Raw genomic sequence first — 19519 nt, forward strand, 5'->3', positions numbered from 1 at the left:
GTCGTCTGGTCGAGGTCGGTGGCCAGTCACCGGCGTACTTCGTTGAGCTGGCCATCAGTCATGGCTACCCCGAGGCCCGCGTAATTGAGCACCGAGCCCCACGCTTCGGGCGCTCACGCTTCGGCGCGGCGTACTTTGGCACGTGGGTCGCGCAGTTCATGTGGACGCTTGAAACCGGGCCTCGGCGCCGCCTTGGTCGCCGGTTCGGCGTGAGCTACTTCGGCGAGCAATTCGGCGGCAACCCAAGCGGCGCCCTGGAGTGTGTGCTGCGCCGTAGTGCGCCGGCGCATGCGGTTGAATTTATTAAGTATGGTGAGGACTGAATGGATTACCCAAAGAGCGTACCCAATGTCGGCCTAGTGGATGGTCAGTTTGCTGACGAGAATCCCGCAACTGGTCAGGTGGGTTCCCTGATCCCATCTGCCTGGGGTAATGCGGTCACCCAGGAGCTGCTGAACGTGATCAAGGCGGCGGGTTTTGTGCCTGCTGAAGGTCAGACAAACCAGTTGCTCAAGGCCATTCAGGGGCTGGTGTCTCAGGGCATCAAGAACTCTGTCCGGGTTGCGACCACGGGTGCCATTGCACTGAGTGGCGTCCAGACAATCGACGCCATTGTGCTGGTCGCTGGTGATCGGGTGCTGGTGAAGAATCAGGCCAGCGGTGCACAGAATGGCATCTACGTCGTGGCCGCTGGAGCATGGGTGCGTGCGCTCGATGCTGACGAAAGTGTCGAGGTGAAGCCGGGCATGCTGGTCGGTGTGGATGCAGGTACGGTCAACGGTGGCTCTGTCTGGCGCCTGTCCAATGCTACGCCGCCAACGCTGGGTACCACTGCATTGACCTTTGAACAGGTCTTCGGCAAGACCGGCGTGGTTGCGGGTAGTTATAAAAGTGTCACGGTGGGTGCCGATGGCCGGGTTACGGGGGGCACGAACCCCACTACCTTGGCCGGATTTGGCATCACCGACGCCTTTACCAAGGCTGAAAGTAATGCGGCTATGCAGGCGGCAATTGCGGCCCTGGTGGGTTCTTCTCCAGACGCATTGAATACCATCAATGAGCTGGCAGCCGCTTTGGGCAATGACCCTAACTTTTTGACCACAATGCTCAATCTGCTTGCGGGTAAAGCGGATAAGGCCACCACCCTGGATGGGTACGGCATTATCGATGCACTAAAAATTGGTGCTGTGGGGCTGGCTGCGAAAACGGCGCCTCTTTTGCCCGACTTCAAAGCAGTGAACCCAGGTGGTTTATACCAAGCCTACGGCGCTACATACGTTGCAGCGACGCCAAATGCACCGGCAGGAAGCCAAGGTAATGTGTTGGGTGTGATTGCTGTTACGCCGAGGACTGATGCTACTTACTACTTTGTGTTTGAAAATGCTGGAAACTCGCTGAATCGGCGCTTCTGGGTAGGGCAGTACAACAGTAGCACCGACGCGCTGTTCTGGTCGGGGCTAATGACTACGGACAAAATCGCCACGCAGGAACAGGTCAATGCGGGTGCCGACGACACGACTATTGTGACGCCGAAAAAGCTGCGTTGGGGTGTTTCGTACTTGCTGGCTGCCAATGGTTATTTAGCGCTCCCAAGTTGGCTCGGTGGGCTCATCATCCAATGGGGTACGGCAGTCATTACAACTAGCTCCGCTGGCGGAAGCACAACCGTAAGCCTGCCATATAGCTACCCAAACAATCATTTTGGGGCCGTTGGTAACTACAAAAAGAACAGCATTATCAACGACGTATTCCCGGTTAATACCTATCCGGCCAGTCTAAGCACTATGACCATTTCTCTTGACGCAGCGACTGGGGGAAGCACCCCCACTGGCGCTCAAGAGGCTTTCTATATTTCGGTGGGGAACTAAGCATGCAGTATCTATTTTGTCCCGAAACGATGGGGCTCTATCCGGGCGGCCTGACTGGCGACGCGGTGGGCCGCCCCTATATTGAGCTGAGTGAGGCAGAGTACCGGGAACTGGCGGGCCATGCGTTAGGCTTGGCCGTCGATGGGCGTCCTGTATTGGCTTCCCAGATGCTGCCTACCCCTGAGCAGTTGCAGGCCTCTGAGCGGGCGTGGCGAGATGGCGAACTGGCGGCCTTGGCTTGGTTGCGTGACCGGCACCGCGATCAGTTGGAAGTCGGTGTTACTACCAACTTGTCGGCGGATCAGTTCGCCGAGTTGCTGGTGTACATGCAGGCGCTACGCGACTGGCCACAGTCGGAGCAGTTCCCCGTGATCGAGCACCGACCCGTGGCGCCGCCTTGGATCGCCGAACAACACCAATAGAGCCCCGCACTGTCGGGGCTTTTTCTTTCCTACCGTTTACTCAGGGATGCAACTGATGGCTATTACCGAGCAGCAACTGCTGCAGATTCTTCCCAACGCCGGCCAGAAAGCCGGCGTTTTTGTTCCTGCCCTCAATGCCGCTATGGGCAAGTACGGGATCGTCACCCGGCTGCGCACTGCGGCATTCATCGCCCAGATCGGCCATGAGTCCGGCCAGCTTCGCTACGTCCGAGAGTTGGGCGGTGACGCTTATCTGGCCAAGTACGATACGGGCACCTTGGCTCAGCGCCTGGGTAATACGCCAGAGCCTGATGGTGACGGTCAGAAGTACCGGGGCAGGGGGCTGATTCAGATCACAGGTCGGGACAACTATGAAGCCTGCAGCGAGGCACTGTTCTGCGACAGTCGTTTGCTCAGCACACCTGAGCTGCTCGAGCACCCGGTCTATGCGTGTCTGTCTGCAGGGTGGTTTTGGCATCGAGCAGGGCTCAATACGCTGGCTGACAAAGGGGCTTTTGTGCGGATCACCAAACGTATCAATGGCGGCATCAATGGTCTGGCTGATCGTGAAGTGCTGTATGAGCGTGCTCTGAAGGTGTTGCCATGAAATGCATGGATTTTCGTCTGGCCTTCTTGGCTCTGCTGCTAGGGCTCGCCCTGGGTGGTCGGGTGGTGTGGCTGTGGCAGGCCGCCAGCTACGGCCAGCAACTGGCCGTGCAGGCCGAAACATTCCAGAGAGAGCGTGAGCAGGCTGCTGCAGCCGTGATTGATTGGCAGGAAGAAGAGCAAGGGCGGCGCCGCGAACTGGAAGACCGCCTGCAGGCCAGTGATGAGGCCCACTACAAGGAATTGACCGATGAACAGAATGACCAAGCTCGCCTGCGTGACCGGCTGGCTACTGCTGATTTGCGGCTGTCAGTCCTACTCGCCGGCCCCGCCGCCGTCCCGAGTGGTAGCAGTGGGGTGCGAGAAGCCCCTGGCCCCAGCAGCGTGGTTCATGGAGGCACGCGAGCCCAACTTGACCCAGCGCATGCTCAACGAATTGTCGGCATCACCAGTGACGGTGATGAAGGATTGATCGCCTTGAAGGCCTGCCAAGCATACGTGCGCGAGATCGTGCATTGACATGAAAGGAGCGAGCCGAGTGGATGCGTCAACATCCAACCGGCCCGCCAAAACCGCAGACCATTCCTGCAAGCCCAGCCAAGGCTCCCGCTCTGTGCACAAAGCCGAGCGAGCCTGGTAACTGTTCATCCGTACAGTAAAGGTTTGCAAATATGACCAACCCTATCGTTCCATGGATGGGTGGCAAGCGCCGCCTCGCCAAATCCCTCCTTCCTCTTTTTCCCGATCACAGCTGCTACGTCGAGACTTTTGCAGGCGGCGCTGCGCTCTTCTTCAGGCGTCCAGAGCCAGCCAAGGTCGAGGTGCTCAACGATCTCAACGGCGACTTGGTGTGCCTGTACCGTGTCGTCCAGCACCACCTCGAGGAGTTCGTCCGGCAATTCAAGTGGGCGTTGTCGTCCCGCCAGATCTTCGAGTGGCAGAAGATGACGCGGCCGGAGACGCTGACGGACATCCAGCGTGCCGCCCGGTTCTTCTACCTGCAGCAGCACGCCTTTGGTGGCAAGGTGACCGGGCAGACCTTCGGTACCGCGACAACCGGCCCGGCCATCAATCTGCTGCGCATTGAAGAAAACCTCTCTGCTGCTTGGCAGCGGCTCGCTGGCACTTACGTCGAAAACCTCCCGTGGCTGGAGTGCGCCGAGCGCTACGACCGGGCGCACACGTTCCACTATATGGACCCACCGTATTGGCAGACCGCAGGGTATGGCCTCGACTTCCCCTTTGAAAACTACGAGCGCATGGCGGCGTTCATGCGCAGCTGCAAGGGCAAAGTGATGGTCAGCATCAACGATCACTCAGATATCCGACGGGTGTTCGATGGCTTCCATTTTGAAACTTTGGAGATTCGCTACACCACCGCGAACCAGCGTCAGGGTAAGGCCGAGGTGACGGGTGAGCTAGTGATCATGAACTGGACGCCAAGTGATCTGGGAGGGCTATTCTGAGTGAGTTAGTACCAGTGCTTTTTGCTTAATTTTTCAGAACCTGGTGCAAATTGAAGCATGACTATTTACCAGTTCCCGCCAAATCGCGTTCCTACAGGCGGGGCACAACTTATATACCTTACAGTAGGCGACGCTGTAGCCGTAGCGCAGAGCGCCACCAGCGATGTTTCGGAACCCCGACTCGACTCACTGAGCCAGTTATGGCCGCTCAGTTGAGATGGTACTCGTACGGACACTCATCGCCACAAGTAGAAAGCCCCCGTAGTGGGGGCTTCTACTTGTATGCATCATCAAAAGGTGTGGCGAATTATTCCTGATTGTTAATTAGTTTTAGTTGTTGAGAGGTTAAAAGGTTGTGGCTATCAGCTCTAGCTGCAAAATACCTGAGTGCGGACATGCGTACTTGTCTAATGACTTGTTCCAGGCCCTGCTGGGCAATATAGTTGCTCAGCCTTTTTAGGTACTGAAGTTCAGTCTCTATTTTACCTGTTAGTCGCTGTAGCGTTGAACTATGTCTGAAGAGCTGAAGCATGCTCTCGAGCTGCCCAGAGTTCTCTAAAAGCACCCATAAAGCTGCATGACTTTGTGTGAACATTCGTCGCTGCCGCTGGCTGCAGGAATATATATAGGCAGACACAAGAGTGTCCAGATGCTTAGGGTCAATATCAAAGCCCAAATCTATAGCAAGCTCAAACCACCATATGCGAGCGCGCATCATGTTAAATTCGTCGCCATCTTTCTGCGCTCGCTCGGCGAGCTTTCGATATTCCTCTAGCTGTTCACGTGGGTCATTAAGTTCTGCAATGATATCCATTTTTATTGTGTTGGATGTTTTTACGGAGCCTTTTCGACGGGCCATTTCTGCTAGATCGTCAAGTCGCTTAAACTTATGTGCATCATCAGACAAGCCGATCAGGATGCTTTCTGCATGAAAAAAAGATGATCCTGCACGTTTTATTTTTTTAGCGTGGCCGGCCATTTCCTTTGCTTTATCTGTGTCGCCAGAGTTCTCGTAGGCATAGGCCATATTGATATACAGCGATGCCCTTATTTCTGCAGGGTTTTCCTGTATTAGAAGTTTTTGGCACTCAGTGATTGCCTCTTCGTACTCGCCCAGCATTCGTAACGCACGAGCAAACTGAAGTCTAATGTTTTTTACGAAGTGGTGGTTGTCGTAGTCGTCCAACTTGGGAAGTAATGCTCGGCACAAACGTACGCTATAGAGGAATTTGTCCGTCTGCATAAGTCTTTGCAGGTACGAATGGAATACCAATATTCGATCAATGATTTGCTTTTGTTTAAGGTTGTGCTCTTTTGAGTGAAGTGCATCTGATAGAAGTCGTGCTAATATTAGGGCTGCATTTTGTTCAATTATTGAGTTGATTCTATGTGTCGAAAGTCTAAATGAGCTATGGATTTTAGGTTTTCCAATCTTCCAGTCTTTGCCGAAATATATGGATGCGGCTTCCTGATAGGCGTCTACAAGTTTTTCTTCGCCTAAGAGTTTGTGGATATATTGTTGTACCGCTGGCTTTATTACGATAAATTTATCGTGCGCACCCTGCTCTATAGATAGTTCATGGGTTTCGGCTGGTTCTGCTAGGCCAGCACTAACCAGGTGATTTGCCATGCCAGGTTTTAGTCTTTGACAGTCACCAAAATACCTAATGGTTTTAACGCATTCTCCGTACTTGAAAAAAGTCAGCGCAATCATAAGGTTATACGTAGTGCGCTCATGTTCATTTCCAAGCTGAAGCTTTTCAATTTCCTCTTGAAGCGATCTGGGTATCGTGGCCTGAAAGTCAATAGATTCATCTGAGCTTCCTAAAGCGACACTATCGAAGCTATCGAAAGTTAGAGCGGTCAGCAGCTGATCGATACGCCCGGGACGACCTGAGGTATGGGAATAGATAGCCCCTGACTTGATCTCATCTTTCCGAGCATTATTGGACAGCGGATGTAGCTCGATATAACTGTTGCACTCTGGTTCATCTAGCGCCTGCAAGACTACCGGCTGTACGCCCGGAACTGAAAATGCGATGGAGCTCCTGATTATAATTTTTAAACTCTTGCAGAAATCTAGAAAGGTTCTAGCGAGCTCTTCGGCTCCTGAAGCAATACTTCGCCTTTCACTCGGACTGCCCAATACACAAACGTCGTCCAGAAGAAGATATGCGTCCTCAGTCTCTAGCTGCTCACAAAGAACATTAATATTCCCACCGATAACAATTTCTTGTAACGAATTTAGGTCGTCAGTGAGTCCTTTGAATGACTGAAGATCGAGACGGTAGACAGTCTTCTTTTCGGCTTGATCGGCACACAACAAGACCGTGATGAAGTCGTCTCCTCCCATATCTTGTTCAGCAATCAGCCAGACCATCCTGTGCTGGTTCAAGACATTAAGAGCCTCTCTCGTTTCCAAACGGCGGCAGTCCATATGCCGAGCAAAAGCAGGCAACGAGTATTTATAACGACGTAAATTATTCGTCGTGGGCCATTTCCTAAGGCCCCGCTCGCCTTCAAAAATGTTAGCGACCGGGGCTATATCTTTTTTAACTCTAGACCTTCAACCTTTCTAATGCTCCACGGTTCATCGTAGAAGCTATCATCTCGACTTAATATTTCACCATCGCGTGAGACCTGCCAGATGCCACCTTGCTTTTTTTCAAATTTTCTTGGCCAGTACTCACAACGCTCTTTGTTCGCGTCTAATATCGCAAAATAATAACCATGTCTTCTTTCTTCTTTGTCATTGACTTTCTCTAGTCCAAAAAGCGATGCTGCCTGTATTGTTCTCCTGTTGTGAGCGCCAGCACTAGTAAGCACGGGGCGATTATCGTGCATGTGACCAAAAAGGTGAGCATCGAAGTAGTTTGGATTGAATATCTCGCCTTCAAATTCTTCCTGTGCAGCTTGACTAAACCAGTTTGCAGGATGATGTGTAACCAAAAAGTTTACATGGTTTTTACGTGACCATCTCGGTAAGTCAGAATCAATAACGGAGTTCAGTTGGCGAACTGATATGTCGAGTTTGCCGATGGCCTCCCCGCCTGAAAGATGCGTCCAAGCGGAATTTAGGCCGACTAAACCAACGCTCAATCCATTTACATTGATTTGAGCAGAAATATCACCAGGAAGCATTCCCTCTTGATCCAGCGCTAATGGAATGCCACTCTCCCTAAGATCTTTAATGAATTTTTTATAGTTGGCAAAAGCTATTTCTGCTTCATCTCTATAGCTGGACGGTGTTTGGCTTAAAATTTCTTCTCTGACATCTTGTTTTAGGCGAAGTATATCGGCCATATTTCGAAGCGGCGATGTCGATCTAGGGCGTACAAGGTCGTGATTTCCTGGGACTACAAACAGGCTTGGCTTGCTTCCTTGTTTTGCAAAAATTTCCCATAGCGTTTTAAGCTCTTCCTTTACGCTAGAAAATTCTTCACTGTCACCCTTAAATGCCAAATCCCCAGAGAATATAACCAAATTAACAGGGCCGCGACTATCTATTTGCCGCTTAATGTCGTCATGGATCTCTTGGCGTACTACAGACCATACTTCGGCAGTGCGATCCTGGCCGCGATGAAGATCACTAAGATGCATCCAATGTAATTTATTTGTGTTGTCCATATTATCTTGCGCTATGTCGGGCCAATACATTTACTTGCTGCTTCAGCGCCTAGCGCGCTTCGGTGTTAGCAAGTGCTTGATCATTCATTTGCGTTCTGGTTGCAACTCCTGCATAGGAGGGATTTACGTTGGGAAATCATTATGCCACCACATTAATCTCAAACGGCTGCTGGGTCTAGATGTAGTCTTGATGAGGCTGGTGAGCCACTGTTGTCGCAGACTCTTGAGGCGTTCCGCCTTTACTGGGAAACGTGCACCGTCAGAAGAGTCGAGCGCCTTAGTCTTGAGGCTGTATCGCTGATGCAGGTCGAGATTCAGTATCAGCAACTGGTACTGGGCGGATTGGGGGGTACGTTGCACTCGGGTGGTGTATGCGGTCGGCAGGATGCCGAACTGGTAGCCACCAAAGCAACGGTCAGTCCAGTTCATGGAAGGCATTCATGAGATCGAAAGAAGAGTTTCGGTTTTTCTCCGGCGGGTTAGCTTCCGCATAAAAACGAAGCTTTGCTTTCGTTTGGTGACTCGCAGGCCGGAGGCTGAACAGGCCTGATAAATCTCGGATGATGTTCAGTAAGGGGAGGGTGATGTTCGTTCGGCAGGACCCCTGAAAGGGCTAAAAATCGGTTCCAAAACTCAAAGTGGGCACCCTTGTAGAATGCGGCTTTCAGGGCGACGGTAGTCTGAAAGTTTTGGAACTGAAAAGCGGCTCAAGGCCGCAGCGGGCGGGATTCTTTCTATCGGATTGCAAATCCGTCTACGCCGGTTCGATTCCGACCTCGGCCTCCATATTTGAAAGCCCCGCAGATTAACGTCTGCGGGGCTTTTTCGTTGTGGTGCGGAAAGCCAAGAGTTCCGAAACTTTGAGGGCGGAGTTCCGAAACTTTCCTACTTCGAGGGCTTGGCGATGGCGCCAACCCTGCGGTAAACGCGCTCGGTAATGCCTTCCATCGAGTGTCCCAGCAGCACGCTCGCATCGCTCAGATCGTTGATCTCCGACGCTGCCTTCGGTCGGATATCGCGGAACTGGAACTGGGCGATCCGGTTGGCGAGGTCCGGCTTCTTCTCGACCTCGGCCTTCACCTTGGCGGCCTCACGGGCGTCTGCCCACCGGTTGCGCAACATAGGCCAGCTCATACGCTTGCCGTGCTCGTTGACAATGAAGAACGGCGAAAGGTGCTCGCTGGTCCTGCGCATGATTCGCTCAAGCAGCAGGCCCAGGCTGTTTTTCGCCCCTCCACTTCCAAGAAGACGTAAGGGTCAATTACGTACCTGACGTGACAAGTAATCATTCGATCATTCCTTTGAATATTGGCAAAACAAATTTTACACATGGTATATGCCAGACAGTCTATAACCGCTTCGGGTCAGCTTCTTCCTCTGGCTTACACCCGGTAACCAAGTCAATCGTAAGCCGGGTAATGACATCGGCATTGTCTGTCAGCATCTCAAGATGCTCGCGGACTCGCTCATGCGTGTTCGTTGAGCCTCGCTCTTTAAAGCACATCGTCTAAGGGCTGAGTCGAGGTTGCAAGAAGCTCTTTCAACAATGCTCTACCTTGAGGCCAATCACCGAACCCATTGGCCGAACTGATATGTCCTTGGTCTCCGATGTTCACCAGACGGCTGCCCCAGGCATCAGCACATCGCAAGCTGAAGTCTGTATCTGCATAGGGGTCGTTGGTACTTGCGACAACAACACTAGGGAATGCGAAACGCTTCAGCTCTAACGGACTAAACCCCAGCGCCTTGTTTGGAAAAGTGGGGCGATCAGGGTCAGGTACGGCAACCAGCAAGGCGGCTCGGATCGCTGTGTGTCTACTCTGCGCCCAATGGGCAACCTGCAAGCAGCCGAGACTATGGGCTACCAACACCGTGTTAGGTCCAGTTCGGCGAATAGCAGCCTCCAGATTATCGACCCATTTTGCGCAAACGGGGCGCTTCCAATCTTGCCCCTCGATACACTCCATAGAGGTATCGCTGTTGGCCCATATTGTTTGCCAATGCCCTGGTCCGGAATTGCCAATGCCTGGTAGAAGCAATATTGAAGGTGTCATTTCTTGTTTCTCGGAAGTGGTGTCCGCAAAATGTAGCGAATGAGGCATCGACCTTGGATGGCAAGTCATTTGAAATGAAGTACCTTTGACCGATGAGTCATCGGATTATTCAGCGGGGAGGGCGCATGGGGCTTGATAGCAAAGACCTGCAGATTCTGGAGGCTCTACAAAAAAATGCACGGCAAAGTCTGGCATCGTTGGGTAAACGCATTGGGCTTTCGCAGCCAGCTATGAGCGAGCGAGTCCAGAAGCTTGAAGCTGCTGGTGTCATAGAAGGTTATTGCGCTCGAATAAATTTGCGTAAGGTAGGACTAGGTCTGCAAGCAATCCTACGCGTTCGCACAACCCATCAGCACATCAAACATTACCTGGATTTATTTAACGATATACCTGAAGTCTTAGAAGCAGACAGGATCACCGGGGAGGATTGCTTCATCGTTCGCTGCGCGTTTTCTCAACCCGCTGACTTGGAGTCCATAGTCGATGCGCTGGCTGTCCATGGTTCAGTCACAACCTCGCTGGTTCTGTCCAATGCTGTACGCAAACCGGTACCTGTACGTTCAATAAGTGGGTCAGACAATTAACTGTCTGCAAGATGGGGTTGTCCATATTTCAAGGTCCTTCCTGTAAGTCCTCCTGCGGGGCTTTTTCGTTGTGGGCTGGAAAACCGATAGTCCCAAAACTTTTAGAGGGCAGTCCCAAACTTTCTCATTTTGAGGGCTTTCTGTACTGGGCAACCATGGCAGGGGTGATGGCGTCGATTGAGGCGATAGAGAAGGGCGGGGATTGGATCGTCTGGCATGGTGTTTCCTCCGTTTCGAAGGGAACCTAGCAGGCACAAAAAAGCCCGGCGCTTGGCCAGGCTCTCTGTAGACGGGGCCAAATCCCTTTGGCTGAACTCATTGTGTTCTGACAGTGTTACGAGCGGATGACAGGGCAGTGAAAAGCCCGTAAAGACGGGTTTACTTCGTTTGGTAGTTGCCCGTTGCTGGGGCGTCTGTGGAAACCGGTTTAACGCTTATTTCCTTAGTGCAGTGTCACAGCCCTGCGACTTTGGCCAATCCTGATTCGGTCCAGCGCCCGGTTTAACGCATCCAAGGCATCGAGGAGGGCTTTCGCCTCGGCCTCGCGGCCATCGCCCCAAAGGCGTTCAGCCATTTTGTTCAGGGCCTGAATGGATTTTTCAATGTCAGCAGCGGTTGCTGTGGCGGTGTCTGTTGGCGGCTTCTTTTTCGGCATTTTTAGAGACTCTGCAGCGCCCACAACCATGCCGACCGTCCGGCAATTCTCGTCAAGCGGCTCAATCGGGCATCCAGGGGGCAGCGGCTTCAAGAAAAATCTCCCCTCACATCCTGAAGTATGTCTGGAGAGTCGTGCGTAACCTCGCCATCCCTCATGGCGACAGAGCCAGCCTTTAGCTAGCTGCTACAGAGTGCCGCTTGAGGGTCTATTGCGTTCCCGCTCGGCGGGGAGCATGAAAAACCCGACCACCGCGTCGGCATTTTGTATGTGTTTTCCATCCCTCTGACTATTCTCAACTGACCTGAGATGGCAGAAGAGAACGTGAATATGAAGCGGAATTGGAACTACATCAAGGGCCTTCTTGAGCAAGTTGAACGGGCCAACAGAAAAGGGGTTCTTCAAGAGGATGCCCTGAAGGGAGCGCTAGGCCCGGACATTCATGATCACGCCAAAAAGGAACAAGGGACCCACGCACTCCAGCTCATCATCAAGGAAGCGTTCGTGGAGTACTCCTTGGATGCTGCAGGCGTTGAGACGTTGATCTCACTCACATGGAAAGGCCATGACCTGCTTGACGACATGAGAGCGAACGTTGCCAAGTACGAGTTCAAGTCATTTGGTTAATTCTTATCTTTCTAAGCTCCGTCATCGAACGGGGCTTTTTTGTGCCAAGGAAACACGATTCACTGCAGCCAGGGCAACCTGCGGGGAGGCCTGGCCTGGGCACTGGTAGCCTGCACACCTGAGAGTCGTTCTCTGCCTAGCCTGATTACAACGCAAACCTAGTCAGATTTCCTGGCGGGGGCCATGAGCGAATTGGCCTCTTGGAAGCTGATGGCGTTACTGGCGAAGTTGAACGTCCCCATGGTTTTTACCTCCAGCGCCGCGCGGATAAACTCACCCAGTGCGGCCCGGGCCAATGAACTACCGAGGCTGATTCTTCGGACGCCAACCGCTGCAAGCTCATCCACGGTGAACGTAGAGCCTGCCAAGCCCATCACCACGTTGACTGGTTTTTGTAACGCCTCGCACACCCGCTGGATAGCATTCAAATCGGGCAGGCCGGGGGCGAAGAGGACATCGGCTCCAGCCTGCTCAAATGCAATGAGTCGGCGAATGGTGTCGTCCAGATCATGTACGCCAGCACTGAAGTTTTCAGCACGCGCCACAAATACAAAAGGCAGTGACAGGCTGCGTGCAGCCTCAACACCCGCAATAACTCGCTCCAGCGCATGGTTGAATGCGTAGATTGGCGCTTGCGGGTTACCCGTGGCGTCTTCGATTGAACCGCCAACGAGACCAATTGCAGCAGCCATGCGGATAGTTTCGGAAACCTCCTCAGGTGAGTCTCCAAATCCGTTTTCAAGGTCGGCACTGACAGGTAAATGGGTTGCCTCGACGATGCTTTGAGCATTGGCAAGTATCTCCTCGCGCGACACCGCGCCTTCCGCATCCCGACGGCCCAGGCTAAATGCCAGACCGGCACTGGTCGTTGCCAAAGCCTCAAACCCCATGGACGTCAGAATTTTTGCGCTGCCAGCGTCCCACGGGTTCGGCAGGACAAGGGGTTGTCTGCGCGTATGAAGCGCTTGAAACGCCAAGGCTTTATCCAGGCTATTCATGTAGGTTCCAGTCGTTGGTTTGAGCAACAGCCAGGTAGCCATAGCCGAATCGCTGATGTCGGCGGTGTGCTTCGCTCAGCCAGGCGTAAGCAGCCTGGCTGAGCAGAGCGTCAATCAGGTGCAGTTGCGCAGAGCCTGAAAGTCGAAGTCTTTCATCTTCGCCCATCCAAACACTTTACCTGCATCGCGCTCCGGGTCAGCGGCGTCGTAATCAGGAACCGTCAGTAGCTGCACAAAGCCATTTGCTTCCGCGCCAATGGTGAATGCGCTGAACGTCTTCAGGACAGAATTGCCAGCCTGAGCATTGGGTTCGCTGAAAATTACAACGTTTTGCTTGAACTTCAGACTTCCATCTTTGGCAACGGTCGTTTTAGGGTAGACGCACTGGCCAACATTGCTGGATGCAGAGGCCATGGCGGGTCCAAAGGCAGCCAGTGCCGCAACCAGAATAAGCTTTTTCATTCTCGATCCTTGACGCTTTAACGTGGAGTCGCCAAGGCTATCACAGTGATGTCTATTTGATATCTCTTCGGCTCCAACACTCGACGTGAACACCCCAGTGGCATGCGGCCTGTAGGGCTGCTCGCCAGTTCTGATCGCTTCTCGTTGAGTATTTTCACCGCATCCGAAACAGTCCTCAGCCGTTCACCCGGGTGGCTATTTGAGGTTGGATGGGGTATTACGGGTAACCGGCATTGGGCCGGGCCAAGGAGGTTGTTGTGAGCCTGAATCAAGCGCAAGTCGATGCGGTAGAACACCTTCTGATGGCTTTTCTGAAACACTCCGAGAATGCCCAGATTGTTGCGAAGGTATACGAGGACGCGTATGCGTCCATCATGGGGAGCGATGGGCCGGCAGGCACAGCGGAAAAGATGGCCTCCCTTGAGCACTTGAATAACCTTCGGTTGCAGGCCAAGTAGTCAGCGTTTCCGGCGGGTTCTCAGAGCCTCGCGCTTGCGTAAATGCCCACGCTTGCGCGCCACAGTTGGTGATGCTGTTATGTGTGGCGCGCAACGGCAGCTTTTCGCTAATGGCGGCTACATTTCCGGCCGCTTTACACGCTAATGCTCCCCTCTAGATATTGCACCGCGTGCCCTGATACAAACACCCGGCCTGCCTCAACGCGGCAGTCCAGCACACCGCGTCGGCGTGAGGCCTGCAACGCTAACAATCGCGATTTCTGCAAACGCTCTGCCCAAAAGGGTGCCAACCCCGCATGAATGGATCCGGTGACCGGATCTTCGTCACCGCCGTTGGCTGGCCAGAAGTAGCGCGAGACAAAGTCGTACTGCTCACCTGGTGCCGTCACGACTACATCACGCGGGCCTAATTTGATCAATTTGTCGAGTTGTGGCACCACGGTCTCGACCTGCTGTTGATCGGCATAGATGGCAAAGTAGGCTTGTCGGTTGACCCAATATTCGCTGGGCGTGATCGAAAGACCTTCCACCAATTGGGCAGGCACATCAACAAGCGGCTGAGGCGCGAGCTCAGGAAAATTCAACTCGATCTCACCGCTGGGTAACTGCGTCACCGGGATCTCTCCAACCGCTTTGGCCCAGAACGTGATGGATTTGGAGACACCCGGTTGGTTGAACAGCACAAAAGCGCTGGCCAAGGTTGCGTGGCCGCAGAAGTCGATCTCGGTGAGTGGTGAGAACCAGCGAATCTCATACTGCCCGTGCGCGTTACGGACAAAGAACGCTGTTTCCGGTAGCGAGTTTTCAATCGCAATTGACTGCATCATCTCTACGGGAAGCCAAGACTCAAGGGGGACTACGGCTGCAGGACTGCCGGAGAAGACTTCGGAAGTAAATGCATCGACTTGGTAGAGTTTAAGGCGCATGAGGAGTCCATTCGAAACAGGGGGGAACGGTACGTTAGCAAGAGGGTTCCGTGCCCAGTAGTGACAGACCTGTGTTTTTTGGAGGATACAGCTGCTCATTTGGATGCGGGTTGAACGCATGCGCTGGAGTCACGTCGGGGCTTTTGGGCCTACAGTCTTAAATGTCTGCCACTGATAAGGAGTTCAAATGAACCTGTTGTCTTCGACCTTGCCGCCACGGCACGTTGCTCTGCTGGGTTATGGCGGCTTGCTGCCGTTTATTGCACTGGCGCTGCTGCTTCCGTTTTCTCTTGAATATCGGCCGTTGTGGTCGGTGGCGCTGGTCACCTACGGCGCGGTCATCCTGAGCTTCGTTGGCGCCTTGCACTGGGGCTTCGCCATGACCGTGCAAGACCTGAGCGCCGAGCAGCGCCGCGACCGGTTCATCTGGAGCGTCATCCCGGCCCTTGTCGCGTGGGCTGCCACGTTACTGCCGGTGTTCTGGGGGTGTTTGCTGTTGATCGTCGGGTTTGTTGTCCACTATTGGCAGGACCGGCAGCTGTTTCGGGTTATTAGCCTGCCTGACTGGTACCTGCCGATGCGATTGCGCTTGACCAGCGTGGCGAGCCTCTGCCTGCTGCTTGGGGCGGTCGTTATGGCGACCCACTCATGAAGCCGCGAGAGCCCGGTTCGTCGTCTGTGCCGGGCAGTCGTTTGTCGCGGCTGATACGTTTTGGCAGCTTGGCCTCGGGCGTTGCGAGCGGCATGCTGGCCGAAGGCGCTCGGCAGTTGGCACAAGGCAAACGTCCGGCGCTCAGTGACCTGCTGTTGACGCCTGGCAATGTACAACGCGTGGCAAATCAGCTGTCGCAACTGCGTGGCGCCGCCATGAAAGTCGGGCAGTTGTTGTCGATGGACGCAGGTGACTTGTTGCCGCGCGAGCTCAGCGACATTCTTTCCCGTCTGCGCTCGGACGCGCATCCGATGCCCATGAGTCAGTTGGTCGCAGTTCTCAACGAGAGCTGGGGCAAGGGCTGGGAAGGGCGCTTCGAACGGTTTTCCTTTACCCCATTGGCGGCGGCGTCCATCGGCCAGGTTCATGCGGCGCAAGGCAAAGACGGCCAACGCCTGGCGATCAAGGTGCAATACCCAGGCGTGCGCGAGAGCATTTCCAGCGATGTAGACAACGTCGCCACGTTGCTGAGCATCTCCGGGCTGCTGCCTAAAGGCATGGACGTTGCGCCGCTGCTCGAAGAGGCCAAGCGTCAACTGCAGGACGAAGCGGATTACCTCAAAGAAGCCGGGCACTTACGGCACTTTCATCAACTGTTGGCCGACAGTCCTGACTTTCTGGTTCCTCGTGAGTACACCGAGTACTGCTCGCCAACCATTCTGGTGATGTCCTTCGTCGATGGGGTCGCGGTGGAGTCATTGGAGCACGCGCCTCAGGCAGAGCGCGACCGGATCATCGCGTTGCTGTTCGGCCTGCTTATGCGCGAGGTGTTCGAGTTCCAGTGCGTGCAGACCGACCCCAATTTTGCCAATTACCGCTATCAGCGGGACACCGGCCGGATGGTGTTGCTCGATTTCGGCGCCACGCGCCGTTATGCCCGCAACAGCACCGAGGCCTTTCGTCGCTTGCTGATTGCAGGCCTGCGTGAAGACCGCGCCGCCATCGCCGACGCCGCGCTGGACATCGGCTACTTTCAGCCTGAAACCCTGCCCAGACATCGAGCGTTGCTGACTGATCTGATCGCCCAGGCCTGCGAGCCGCTGCGGCATCAAGGCGCCTATGACTTTGCGGCCTCTGACCTCGCCGTACGCCTGCGCGATGCTGGGTGGCAACTGGGCGCCGATCGCGACTTCTGGCGCTCACCGCCGGTGGATGTACTGTTTCTGCATCGCAAGGTGGGAGGCTTGTACCTGTTGGCCGCGAAGCTGAAGGCGCGGGTGAATGTGCGAAGCCTGTTTGAGCCTTACTTGGTTTGAACGTTTTGCGTGCAAACAGCTGGCAGGCAATGCTGCTCACCTAAGGGCAACGCTGCAATTCCTTGCCTGCGCCGCAAGGCTTTTCTAGCCCCAACGGGGCTCAGTGACCATACAGATGTTGGTGTACGGCATAGGGTTCGCTGCGCTCACCGCGGTGGGATTTGCGCTCATGGGTGTGTTTGCCACAGCGCTATCGCAGTGCCTGCGTCAGCGACCGCGACTCGTCAATGGGTTGAACGTGGGGGCGGGGCTGACCTTTGTCGCGTCGGGTATGTCGATTGCTGCGCTCTCTCAGAAGTAGCAGTCGATGCGCCGCCGTACGTGACGAGCAAGTGTTTATGGAACCAAAATCCTCTGGAGCGTCTACATTCCAGAGGATCATCACTTTCTGAGAGTACGGATATGTTCAGATCTCGCGCGTTGATTGCAGCGGTTACCTGTTTGGCGCTGGTTTCCGGTTCTGCCACGGCTGTGGCTGATCCTGGTAATGGCAAAGGGCAAGGTGGGGGCAAGGGAAACCCGCACAATAGCCAGGACTACGGCAACCAGGGCGGTCATGGCAACAACGGAAAAAACTCAGGAAGCAGTGACTGGCATAATGGCCCCAGCATCAACCGGGCAAGTGTACTGGGCATCGTTGGTGGCTATCGAGATTACTGGAGCCCAGGGCCAGCCTTGCCACCCGGCATACAAAAGAACCTGGCCCGCGGTAAGCCGCTTCCGCCGGGAATCGCTAAAAAGCTCGATGTTCGGCTGATTGGCAGGTTGCCTCACTATGATGGGTACGAGTGGCAACAGGTGGGTGCTGACCTGATCCTGGTTACGCTGGCAACCGGGCTCATTTATGAGGTCATCAACGGTGCTTTCGATTGACGATTGAGTGATCACCGTCACAAAGCACAGCCGTCCGTCGTGAGGGCGTGAACTGTTGAGTGGTTGGCGCGTCATAGGACGTGCAATATCAACCTTCACGGAAGCCATCATGCGTTTAAAAAACAAGAGTCTCGTTGCTGTAATGTCGTGCGTCATGGCGCTTGCAGCTGCCCCATTGCTCCCTGCTGGCCTGTCCATCATGGGCTCCGCTTATGCGAAGGATGGTGGTGGTCACGGTGGCGGTAATGGTGGTGGTCATGGCGGCGGCAATGGCGGCGGCAATGGCAATGGTGGTGGCCACAGTGGTTCAGGCCACGCCGGCAACGCTGACAGTAACGGTCGTGGTAAAGGGCTGGACGCTGATCATGCCGGCAAGGCTGTTCGCGACCATGGCACAAGCGGCAACCACTTCGGCAGTGATCGCAATAGCGATCGCGGCCATGGCACCACGACGTCTGGCATTGCCCATTCCAAAGATACGCGCGGTGTCACTAAAGCCACTGCAATTTCGACGTCTACCCCAGGCGACCACAATTCGAAGGGGTTGAGCAAAGCAGGGACATCGGGATCGAAAAAATCGCATTGAAATTGATGGAAGGTCTTCAGGACTGATGCGCTGACCTGAACGTCTGGCTGAGCATTGCAGTTTGCTGCTTGAGTTCCTGGCTTCAAAAGCCCCGCAGATCAACGTCTGCGGGGCTTTTTCGTAGAGGGACGGGAGGCGGTTGTTTTTGGTTTTTGGCAATTGGCCACTATTTGAGTGCCTGCCGAGTTCTGATGCTGATAAAGTGGGCGCCACAATCACTTTGGGAAGGAGATCCCGCATGAAGTCTGCTTTAGCATTGGTGTTCACAGCCGCTGTCGCTGCATCTGTGACCGGCTGTGTGGTACAGAGCACCTATAGCAAATCTGTAGCAGTTACCAAGGATGCAACTGGCCGTGTGGTCCAGACCGTAGAGACTGAAACGGTTGTTCAGCCAGGCCAAGGCTATCCGATTCGCCTGGAAAAAATTGCTGGTGTTCAGCCTTAACAGTGGGGCTGGCGACAGAGTGTTTGAACGCTCGGCTTGTGCCTGACGCTGTCCATGTAAAGAAATAGCGCCGTTTGTCTTTAAAAGGAAATGGCGTTTTTTGGGGCGCGTGATGTGGTTGATCGAGTGAGTTCAATCACTCCAAGGGCTGAGGTGACTGCACTATGGTCTTGCGCGGTCCTTTCAGTCGCTTTTCGTGAGTGGGGGGCTGCCTTAACCAGGCCAATCACCCCTGGCGCTGAGCAACCCAGTAGTCATGCAGTGCGCGGGCAGCCGGCTCGATGGCCTCTACCTGCAAGCGGTGCCGAAGCACATCCAGGTCTGCCGGAAGTTCGAAGTTGTCTTGTTCGGCGCAGGTGCTGATCGCCTGGAACAGTGCGGCTTGAGGTGCTGGCAGCTCAGGCCAGTTGCCTACGGCGACCCCGCGCAGGTAACCGAAGCACCATTCTTCAGCCAGCGTGAGTGCCTGGCCCTGGTGTTCGGTCTGTTCAAAGCGTGCCTTGAAGGCTTGCGCGTCGAGGGCCAATTGCGAGGCCAGCGTGTTCATGTGGCGTACGCTCAACTCAATGAACTGCCTGCACTCCTCAGGGCTTTCCCAGTCCGGGTTTTGCCCGCCCCAAATGGCCGGGAACCACTCGGCGATGTCCACTTGCACAGGGCTGGAGACCAGCGCGGTGAAGTAGCCGTCGAGTTCGGAGGGGTTGAGCACCGAGTGATCATCGCCGTACTTCAGCAAGGTGTCTTCGATAAAGGTGAAGTCAGTGGCGTCTAGGGGATGGGTGTGCATGGGGCTGTTCCTCGGTCTACGCGCGTAACGTGAGAGCGTCGCTTGAAAAAGGCGTGGAGGATGGCGCTTCTGGCGGTTTTAATCCAGCCCGGCTTGTTGGTGCCACG

The 19519-nt window shown here is 54.4% G+C and carries 23 protein-coding genes and 2 pseudogenes; 15 read left to right on the forward strand and 10 right to left on the reverse strand.

Annotated elements, in window-relative coordinates:
• The 6 genes and pseudogenes from UIA24_RS20030 to UIA24_RS20055 form a co-directional block, all read left to right on the forward strand.
• A pseudogene (locus UIA24_RS20030) lies at window positions 1-323 on the forward strand (phage tail protein); the annotation flags it as partial.
• Window positions 324-1868, forward strand: coding sequence for a gp53-like domain-containing protein (locus UIA24_RS20035; RefSeq protein ID WP_330523705.1), 1545 nt, complete (start codon window positions 324-326; stop codon window positions 1866-1868). It abuts the pseudogene before it with no gap.
• A gap of 2 nt (window positions 1869-1870) precedes the next feature.
• The gene (locus UIA24_RS20040; RefSeq protein WP_330523706.1) at window positions 1871-2290 is read left to right on the forward strand and encodes a phage tail assembly chaperone; all 420 of its coding nucleotides are present in this window, start codon (window positions 1871-1873) and stop codon (window positions 2288-2290) included.
• 55 nt (window positions 2291-2345) lie between these two features.
• Window positions 2346-2897 (forward strand): glycoside hydrolase family 19 protein, encoded by a 552-nt coding sequence (locus UIA24_RS20045; RefSeq protein WP_330523707.1) that lies wholly within the window; start codon window positions 2346-2348, stop codon window positions 2895-2897.
• Window positions 2894-3415, forward strand: a complete 522-nt coding sequence (locus tag UIA24_RS20050; RefSeq protein ID WP_330523708.1) for a lysis system i-spanin subunit Rz — start codon at window positions 2894-2896, stop codon at window positions 3413-3415. The genes UIA24_RS20045 and UIA24_RS20050 overlap by 4 nt, the downstream gene beginning before the upstream one ends.
• A gap of 152 nt (window positions 3416-3567) precedes the next feature.
• On the forward strand, window positions 3568-4362 hold the full coding sequence (locus tag UIA24_RS20055) for a DNA adenine methylase (RefSeq protein ID WP_330523709.1): 795 nt from the start codon (window positions 3568-3570) through the stop codon (window positions 4360-4362).
• A gap of 307 nt (window positions 4363-4669) precedes the next feature.
• Here UIA24_RS20055 and UIA24_RS20060 read toward each other — a convergent pair whose 3' ends face one another.
• The 5 genes from UIA24_RS20060 to UIA24_RS20080 all read right to left on the reverse strand — a co-directional run bounded on the left by UIA24_RS20060 (window position 4670) and on the right by UIA24_RS20080 (window position 10112).
• Complete coding sequence (locus UIA24_RS20060) at window positions 4670-6742, reverse strand: tetratricopeptide repeat protein (RefSeq protein ID WP_330523710.1); 2073 nt, start codon at window positions 6740-6742, stop codon at window positions 4670-4672.
• A 161-nt stretch (window positions 6743-6903) separates the two neighbouring features.
• Window positions 6904-8019, reverse strand: a complete 1116-nt coding sequence (locus tag UIA24_RS20065; RefSeq protein ID WP_330523711.1) for a metallophosphoesterase family protein — start codon at window positions 8017-8019, stop codon at window positions 6904-6906.
• A gap of 93 nt (window positions 8020-8112) precedes the next feature.
• Window positions 8113-8418, reverse strand: a complete 306-nt coding sequence (locus UIA24_RS20070; protein ID WP_330523712.1) for a hypothetical protein — start codon at window positions 8416-8418, stop codon at window positions 8113-8115.
• Window positions 8419-8874: 456 nt separating this feature from the next.
• Window positions 8875-9183: a hypothetical protein gene (locus tag UIA24_RS20075; RefSeq protein WP_256587963.1), complete on the reverse strand. Its 309-nt coding sequence runs from the start codon at window positions 9181-9183 to the stop codon at window positions 8875-8877.
• Window positions 9184-9482: 299 nt separating this feature from the next.
• Window positions 9483-10112: an RBBP9/YdeN family alpha/beta hydrolase gene (locus UIA24_RS20080; RefSeq protein WP_330523713.1), complete on the reverse strand. Its 630-nt coding sequence runs from the start codon at window positions 10110-10112 to the stop codon at window positions 9483-9485.
• Window positions 10113-10168: 56 nt separating this feature from the next.
• Between UIA24_RS20080 and UIA24_RS20085 the strand changes: the two genes are divergently transcribed.
• On the forward strand, window positions 10169-10627 hold the full coding sequence (locus UIA24_RS20085) for an Lrp/AsnC family transcriptional regulator (RefSeq protein WP_099776646.1): 459 nt from the start codon (window positions 10169-10171) through the stop codon (window positions 10625-10627).
• Between the two features lie 442 nt (window positions 10628-11069).
• Here the strand turns inward: UIA24_RS20085 and UIA24_RS20090 are convergent, their stop codons facing one another.
• Window positions 11070-11282 carry a hypothetical protein gene (locus UIA24_RS20090; RefSeq protein WP_330523748.1) on the reverse strand — a complete coding sequence of 71 codons (213 nt, stop codon included), beginning with the start codon at window positions 11280-11282 and terminating at the stop codon, window positions 11070-11072.
• 309 nt (window positions 11283-11591) lie between these two features.
• Between UIA24_RS20090 and UIA24_RS20095 the strand changes: the two genes are divergently transcribed.
• Window positions 11592-11909, forward strand: a complete 318-nt coding sequence (locus tag UIA24_RS20095) for a DUF2513 domain-containing protein (protein ID WP_330523714.1) — start codon at window positions 11592-11594, stop codon at window positions 11907-11909.
• A 158-nt stretch (window positions 11910-12067) separates the two neighbouring features.
• Here UIA24_RS20095 and UIA24_RS20100 read toward each other — a convergent pair whose 3' ends face one another.
• Both UIA24_RS20100 and UIA24_RS20105 read right to left on the reverse strand, forming a co-directional pair.
• The gene (locus UIA24_RS20100; protein WP_330523715.1) at window positions 12068-12907 is read right to left on the reverse strand and encodes an isocitrate lyase/PEP mutase family protein; all 840 of its coding nucleotides are present in this window, start codon (window positions 12905-12907) and stop codon (window positions 12068-12070) included.
• Window positions 12908-13021: 114 nt separating this feature from the next.
• A complete protein-coding gene (locus UIA24_RS20105) occupies window positions 13022-13369 on the reverse strand; it encodes a hypothetical protein (RefSeq protein ID WP_102052086.1) in 348 nt (115 codons plus the stop codon).
• Window positions 13370-13626: 257 nt separating this feature from the next.
• Here UIA24_RS20105 and UIA24_RS20110 point away from each other — a divergent pair, with 257 nt between their 5' ends.
• The gene (locus tag UIA24_RS20110; RefSeq protein ID WP_065757800.1) at window positions 13627-13827 is read left to right on the forward strand and encodes a hypothetical protein; all 201 of its coding nucleotides are present in this window, start codon (window positions 13627-13629) and stop codon (window positions 13825-13827) included.
• A gap of 134 nt (window positions 13828-13961) precedes the next feature.
• On the opposite strand, the gene UIA24_RS20115 is transcribed toward UIA24_RS20110, so the two are convergent.
• The gene (locus UIA24_RS20115) at window positions 13962-14753 is read right to left on the reverse strand and encodes a PhzF family phenazine biosynthesis protein (protein ID WP_330523716.1); all 792 of its coding nucleotides are present in this window, start codon (window positions 14751-14753) and stop codon (window positions 13962-13964) included.
• A gap of 187 nt (window positions 14754-14940) precedes the next feature.
• Here UIA24_RS20115 and UIA24_RS20120 point away from each other — a divergent pair, with 187 nt between their 5' ends.
• The 6 genes and pseudogenes from UIA24_RS20120 (at window position 14941) to UIA24_RS20145 (ending at window position 18625) form a co-directional block, all read left to right on the forward strand.
• Window positions 14941-15405 carry a DUF3429 domain-containing protein gene (locus UIA24_RS20120; RefSeq protein WP_330523717.1) on the forward strand — a complete coding sequence of 155 codons (465 nt, stop codon included), beginning with the start codon at window positions 14941-14943 and terminating at the stop codon, window positions 15403-15405.
• Window positions 15402-16721 carry an ABC1 kinase family protein gene (locus tag UIA24_RS20125; protein ID WP_330523718.1) on the forward strand — a complete coding sequence of 440 codons (1320 nt, stop codon included), beginning with the start codon at window positions 15402-15404 and terminating at the stop codon, window positions 16719-16721. The genes UIA24_RS20120 and UIA24_RS20125 overlap by 4 nt, the downstream gene beginning before the upstream one ends.
• Before the next feature lie 88 nt (window positions 16722-16809).
• Window positions 16810-17022 (forward strand): annotated as a pseudogene (locus UIA24_RS20130) (LysE family translocator); the annotation flags it as partial.
• Between the two features lie 101 nt (window positions 17023-17123).
• Window positions 17124-17594 (forward strand): anti-virulence regulator CigR family protein, encoded by a 471-nt coding sequence (locus tag UIA24_RS20135; RefSeq protein ID WP_330523749.1) that lies wholly within the window; start codon window positions 17124-17126, stop codon window positions 17592-17594.
• 109 nt (window positions 17595-17703) lie between these two features.
• Window positions 17704-18180 carry a hypothetical protein gene (locus UIA24_RS20140; protein ID WP_099774449.1) on the forward strand — a complete coding sequence of 159 codons (477 nt, stop codon included), beginning with the start codon at window positions 17704-17706 and terminating at the stop codon, window positions 18178-18180.
• 238 nt (window positions 18181-18418) lie between these two features.
• On the forward strand, window positions 18419-18625 hold the full coding sequence (locus UIA24_RS20145) for a hypothetical protein (RefSeq protein WP_065757807.1): 207 nt from the start codon (window positions 18419-18421) through the stop codon (window positions 18623-18625).
• 226 nt (window positions 18626-18851) lie between these two features.
• Here UIA24_RS20145 and UIA24_RS20150 read toward each other — a convergent pair whose 3' ends face one another.
• Window positions 18852-19412: a UPF0149 family protein gene (locus UIA24_RS20150; protein WP_099774451.1), complete on the reverse strand. Its 561-nt coding sequence runs from the start codon at window positions 19410-19412 to the stop codon at window positions 18852-18854.
• Window positions 19413-19519 lie beyond the last annotated feature (107 nt).

The sequence above is a fragment of the Pseudomonas sp. AL 58 genome (genome assembly GCF_036348395.1).
GTDB lineage: Bacteria > Pseudomonadota > Gammaproteobacteria > Pseudomonadales > Pseudomonadaceae > Aquipseudomonas > Aquipseudomonas defluvii.